The organism is bacterium, assembly GCA_035528375.1.
In the GTDB taxonomy this organism is placed as follows: domain Bacteria; phylum RBG-13-66-14; class RBG-13-66-14; order RBG-13-66-14; family RBG-13-66-14; genus RBG-13-66-14.
On the sequence record DATKYS010000108.1, the window covers coordinates 1 to 5,129 of the forward strand.

The window sequence follows — 5,129 nt, forward strand, 5'->3', positions numbered from 1 at the left end:
GGTCTATCACGGCGGCTTCAAGCGAAACTTCCACCTGTTCATCAGAGAAATGGAGTTCCGCTTCAACCACCGAAACGACCCGGATATGCTACCCTATCTGAAAAGCATCCTCTTTGGTCCATGAACGTGTGTGATGCCAAACCCAAATTAAAAAAGGAGTCGCTATGGGTACGAAAGGGACCGAGATAGTCGGCATGGACACGGGAAAGCTCATCGGGGAGCTCAACCGGGCCCTGGCCGACGAGTGGCTGGCCTACTACCAATACTGGCTGGGGGCGAAGGTCATCCAGGGCCCCCTGCGGGAGGCGGCCATGGACGAGCTCATCGAGCATGCCGACGACGAGCTCCGGCACGCGGGACTCATCGCCGACCGCATCCTCCAGCTCGGCGGCACGCCGGTGCTCAAGCCCGAGGAGTGGTACAAAATCACCAACTGCGGCTACGACGCCCCGACCGACCCCCACGTCCGTAAAATCCTGGAGCAGAACATCGCGGGCGAACGCTGCGCCATCGGCGTTTATCAGAAGCTCACCACCCTGGTCAAAGACGCCGACCCCATCACCTACCACATGCTCCTGACCGTTCTCGCCGACGAGGTCGAGCACGAGGACGACCTGGAATCCGTTCTCGAGGACCTGGACCTGATGATGAAAAAAGGCTGACAGACGGACGATCCCGGTAATTTAAGGAGGCCCGATGGCTGAACACATCGCCGAGAAAATCCAGTCGGCGGACTGGAAGTCGGAGAAGCACGTGCCGGTCATCACCTGTCCGGACACAGTCAAACCGGACGAGTGGACTCAAGTGACGGTAACCCTGGGCAAGGAAATTGCCCATCCCAACACCACGGAGCACCACATCCGCTGGATAAAGGCGTTCTTCGTGCCGGACGGCGCGAAGTTCGTCTACGACCTGGGCGTCTTCGAGTTCAACGCCCACGGCGAGTCCACCGACGGCCCCAACACCGGCCCGGTGTACACCCACCACGAGGCGACGTTCTCCTTCAAGACCGCCAAGCCCGGCACGCTCAACGCGCTCGCCTACTGCAACATCCACGGGCTGTGGGAATCGAGCAAGCGGGTGAACCTCGGTTAGCGGAAACGCCGCGCCAACGATTCGAGGCCGCCCAGGGGCGGCCTTCTTTTTCGTACATCATCACCAACGTCTTACGGGCATTCCGACCGGTTCTCTTTTCGGGAAAGAGGCGGGACACCCACGCCGCGGGAGCCGGGCGGCGGACTGTAACTCCTCGGCCACTTTTCGATAGCAGACGATGGCGGAGGAAAAATTGGTTCAGGCGTATTACTATGATAATGTGCTCGTTATATTCAATGAGAGTTACATTTGTATGACTTAAAATATTCGCAATCTGTAATGTAATTACATAAGAAACACGCTATAATTCTCCCGCGGTTCGAAACATTCAACCCTAACCTGTAATGGAGGGAAAACCATGGCCAAAGTCGCCAGAGAGATGGTGGAAAAAGCCGGCGTGGACGTGGACAAGCTCCTGGACATGCTGGTGAAGAACGCCGCCGCCGAGCTCACCACCTATTACTACTACACCATCCTGCGGTCCAACCTCACGGGCCTGGACGGCGAGACCCTGAAGGAGATCGCCGAGACAGCCCGGGTCGAGGACCGCAACCACTTCGAGGCGCTCTTCCCGCGCATCTACGAGCTGGGCGGCAAGCTGCCCGACGACATGAAGAAGTTCCACGACCTGTCCGCCTGCCCCCCGGCCCACCTCCCCGCGGACATCTCCGACGTCAAAGCCATCCTCGGGGTGCTCGTGGCGGCGGAGCGCTGCGCCGTCCGCGGCTACACAGAAATCTGCCACATGACCGCGGGCAAGGACCACCGGACCTACGACCTCGTCCTGGCCATCCTCAACGAGGAGATAGAGCACGAGTCCTGGTTCTCGGAATTCCTCGGCGAGGGACCCTCGGGGCACTTCTTGCGGCGCGGCGAAACCTCGCCCTTCGTCTCGAAGTTTCTGAGGTAGGGGCGCACCGCTGAAGAAGCCGGCCTTCGGGTCGGCTTTTTAAAACCCATTCGGCCGGTTGCGGGGACGGCCGGCCCGTGGTAAAGTTTAACCATGTCGCTAAAAGACACCAGCGTGGAGCGGCTCCTGGAGGAGCACCCGGCGGCCGCCGACTGGCTCCTGAAAAGGGGAATCGTCTGCCTGCGCTGCGGCGAGCCATTCTGGGGCACCCTGGCCGAGCTTCTCGGCAACAAGGGGTATGCCGCGGGGGACGTGGAGAAAATCGTCGCCGAGCTGAACGCATTCCTGGAAAAGGGGGAGTGATGGTGACCAAGGACACGTCGGTCAAGACCGTCCTCGCGGAGCACCCCAAGGCCGCCGACTGGTTCCAGCAGCGCGGCATCATCTGCCTGCGCTGCAACGAGGTCTTCCCCGGCACCGTGGGCGAGCTCCTGGCGACCAAACGCTACCGGCCGAACCAGGTCGAGGAGATAATCGGCTGGCTCAACGGCTACCTGGAGGAGAAAGGGTAGCGTCGTTCCCCCACGACTGTCGCAAACATAAGCACACCCCAGGCTTTCAGCGACTGAGCTTTGGACAAATTGAAAGGTGACCAATTAGGCTGTATAATTAAGTAATTTTAAAGTCACCACACTAAAAGGAGGTCCGATCATGAGAAACTCGATAAAAACCCTCCTCGCACTGCTCTGCACCCTCGTTCTGGCCCTAGTTCCGGGCTGCGCCAGCTCCACCGGGGACGGTGATGGAAACGGCGACGACCACAGCCTCGGCTGGGGCCGCGACCTGGCCGACGCCGTCCGCGATGAGGAACTGCCCGATGGTTCTCTGTACAATATCGTCTGCATTGACGTGACGGACGACGGCGAGCCCGAGGAAGACCAGTCCTGGCAGTTCTACTACGCCGAGCTGCCGGGCGGACCCGATGAGGACGTTCTGATCGTCACCGTCCAGTACAACGGTTCAACGTTCACCATATGGGAAACCGATTCCAGCCTTCCCCTGGAAGGCCTGCCCGACTACGACGACGCCGGGCCCTGGGTCGAGGCCGCCGCCGAGGCCCTGGCCGATGAGGGCTACCCCGATTGGCTTCCACAGAGCCTGGTCGTCGAGCCTTACGACGGGGACGACTTCCCCGGCACCACCAACTGGGCCGCCCTCGGTTTCGTTCCCCCGGATTCCCCGGGTCAGGCAACCGTGGCCGTGGACACGGACACCAACGATGTGCTGGACGTGGAAGTCTTCCTGCCCTAGCCTAAGCGGACGGGAAAAAGAGGCGGCCAATCGGGGCCGCCTTTTTATCCCGGTAACGAAATCCGGTCAACGTCCGTGCTCCCGCTCCAGGATGAGCGTGACCGGGCCGTCGTTCACCAGGCTCAGGTGCATGTGGGCGCCGAAGACGCCCTCGGCCACGTTGAACCCCCTCTCGCGCAGCATCTGCGCGAATTTTTTGCACATAGGCTCCGCCAGTTCAGGCGGGGCGCTTTTTATGTAGCTCGGCCGCCGACCCTTGCGGCAGTCGCCGTAGAGCGTGAACTGGCTCACCACCAGCAGCTCACCCAGCCCCAGATCGCGCAGGGAGCGGTTCAGCTTCCCCTCCTCGTCGCGGCACACACGCAGGTCCAGGACCTTTTCCGCCATCCAGGCGAGCTCCGCCTCGGTGTCGTCGGCGGCTATGGCGACCAGAAGGACGTGGCCGAAGCCGATTTTCCCGACCACGCGGCCGTCCACCTCGACCCGCGCTTCCGAAACGTGTTGCAGGACTACGCGCAAAAATCGCTCCTAGGCCGGCTCCGCTTCTTCCAGCGTATAGAGCGTGTCGCAGAACGGGCAGTGCACCGCCGGGACGCCCTCTATTTTAGTGATGTGCCCGGTGGAGACCGCCGCGCCGCAGTTGGGGCAGCGGGTTTTTATCCGGACCGGCCGCCGCGTCGGCCGCTCCGGCCCCTTTAGGCGCCCCAGGACTTCCCTGAAATCGGCGTTGCGCTCCAGGAGGGCGTCTTTCGCCGCGGAGGAGACCCGGATGGTGGCGCGGATGAAGAAGACGAGCGTGAAGAGGAAAAATCCGCCGACGACCCAGGGGAGGAAGCCCCACCCGATGATGACGCCGAAGGTGATGCCCGGCCCCAGAACGGTGCAGCCGATGATGAAGAGTACGACCCAGCGCAGGAGATGACCGTAATGCGGGGCCACACGCGGGTCGTGCCGCACGTTGGTGACGTCCAGGCCGTTCACGACGAAGCGCATGGCTACCCGGTCCTCTCGGCGAGCTCGTCCTCGGTGAAGGCCGCCTCGTCATCTTCGGCGTCGAAGGCAAGATAGGCGCGCCGGGCGAATTTCTCCGGCTCCCGGCGCATGGCGGACCGTTGGTGGAGCTGAAGGAAGAATACCACCGCCGATACCGCGCATCCCACGGCCATAACCCCCAGGGCCCACCCCGCCCCGATTTCCTCCGGCACACCGGCGAGGACCGCCGCCGCCGCTCCGAAGAGAACGGTCAACCCGAAAGATAAAAGCAGCGGGAAACGGTTCAGCCTCCGCAGCCGCTCCGCGGTATAAGAAACCTCCACGGGCCGGAGGTCGTACTGGCCCGGTTTGTCGGGAACCGGTAGCCCCACCCAGAGCCGCATTTTTCCTACCGCCGGTTGAAGGCGCCGGCGATTAAAAGAAGGCGCAGTAGAATCAACAGGCTGGACACCAGGGCGGCAACGTAGGTCAGCGCCGCGGCGGAGAGAATCTTCCGCGCCCCGATCTACTCCTCGGGCTCTAGGTAATTTCCGTCGCTCAGGATGGCCAGGGCCCGCGAGCTGGCGTTGAATTCCACCGGCAGCGTTATGAGCTGGAACAACAAGAGGAGCGTGAAGCAGCCGATGCCGACCCAGACCAGCGGCTCCAAGGCGAAGATGAGCCCGGCGATGAAGAGCGGCAGGTATAGCCAGGAGCCGATTCTCGTCGCGGGAACGGCGGCGTTGCGCAGGTGGAGCGGGAAGTAGCCGCTAGAGTGCTGGATGGCGTGTCCAACCTCGTGGGCCGCCACCCCCAGCGCGGCCACGGAGGGCGAATGGGCCACGTCGGCGGAAAGGTACAGCTTCCGCGTCCGCGGGTCGTAGTGGTCCGACAGCCGACC

9 protein-coding genes and 1 pseudogene are annotated in these 5,129 nt (G+C 62.4%); 6 read left to right on the plus strand and 4 right to left on the minus strand.

The features are described from left to right. Window positions 1-164 precede the first annotated feature (164 nt). The 6 genes from VM054_08665 to VM054_08690 all read left to right on the plus strand — a co-directional run bounded on the left by VM054_08665 (window position 165) and on the right by VM054_08690 (window position 3,256). Window positions 165-662, plus strand: coding sequence for a ferritin-like domain-containing protein (locus tag VM054_08665; protein HUT99134.1), 498 nt, complete (start codon window positions 165-167; stop codon window positions 660-662). 34 nt (window positions 663-696) lie between these two features. Next, a complete protein-coding gene (locus VM054_08670; GenBank protein ID HUT99135.1) occupies window positions 697-1,095 on the plus strand; it encodes a class II SORL domain-containing protein in 399 nt (132 codons plus the stop codon). A gap of 358 nt (window positions 1,096-1,453) precedes the next feature. Continuing rightward, window positions 1,454-2,005, plus strand: a complete 552-nt coding sequence (gene dps / locus VM054_08675; protein ID HUT99136.1) for a DNA protection during starvation protein — start codon at window positions 1,454-1,456, stop codon at window positions 2,003-2,005. Between the two features lie 93 nt (window positions 2,006-2,098). Continuing rightward, window positions 2,099-2,308: a DUF1858 domain-containing protein gene (locus tag VM054_08680; protein ID HUT99137.1), complete on the plus strand. Its 210-nt coding sequence runs from the start codon at window positions 2,099-2,101 to the stop codon at window positions 2,306-2,308. Beyond that, the gene (locus tag VM054_08685) at window positions 2,308-2,517 is read left to right on the plus strand and encodes a hypothetical protein (protein ID HUT99138.1); all 210 of its coding nucleotides are present in this window, start codon (window positions 2,308-2,310) and stop codon (window positions 2,515-2,517) included. Before VM054_08680 ends, VM054_08685 begins: the two co-directional genes overlap by 1 nt. 139 nt (window positions 2,518-2,656) lie before the next feature. After that, window positions 2,657-3,256 carry a hypothetical protein gene (locus tag VM054_08690; GenBank protein HUT99139.1) on the plus strand — a complete coding sequence of 200 codons (600 nt, stop codon included), beginning with the start codon at window positions 2,657-2,659 and terminating at the stop codon, window positions 3,254-3,256. A 66-nt stretch (window positions 3,257-3,322) separates the two neighbouring features. Here VM054_08690 and dtd read toward each other — a convergent pair whose 3' ends face one another. The 4 genes and pseudogenes from dtd to VM054_08710 form a co-directional block, all read right to left on the minus strand. After that, on the minus strand, window positions 3,323-3,775 hold the full coding sequence (gene dtd, locus VM054_08695) for a D-aminoacyl-tRNA deacylase (protein HUT99140.1): 453 nt from the start codon (window positions 3,773-3,775) through the stop codon (window positions 3,323-3,325). A 9-nt stretch (window positions 3,776-3,784) separates the two neighbouring features. Beyond that, window positions 3,785-4,249: a hypothetical protein gene (locus tag VM054_08700; protein ID HUT99141.1), complete on the minus strand. Its 465-nt coding sequence runs from the start codon at window positions 4,247-4,249 to the stop codon at window positions 3,785-3,787. A 2-nt stretch (window positions 4,250-4,251) separates the two neighbouring features. Beyond that, on the minus strand, window positions 4,252-4,632 hold the full coding sequence (locus VM054_08705) for a hypothetical protein (GenBank protein HUT99142.1): 381 nt from the start codon (window positions 4,630-4,632) through the stop codon (window positions 4,252-4,254). A gap of 5 nt (window positions 4,633-4,637) precedes the next feature. Then, a pseudogene (locus tag VM054_08710) lies at window positions 4,638-5,123 on the minus strand (zinc metallopeptidase). Window positions 5,124-5,129: the final 6 nt, after the last annotated feature.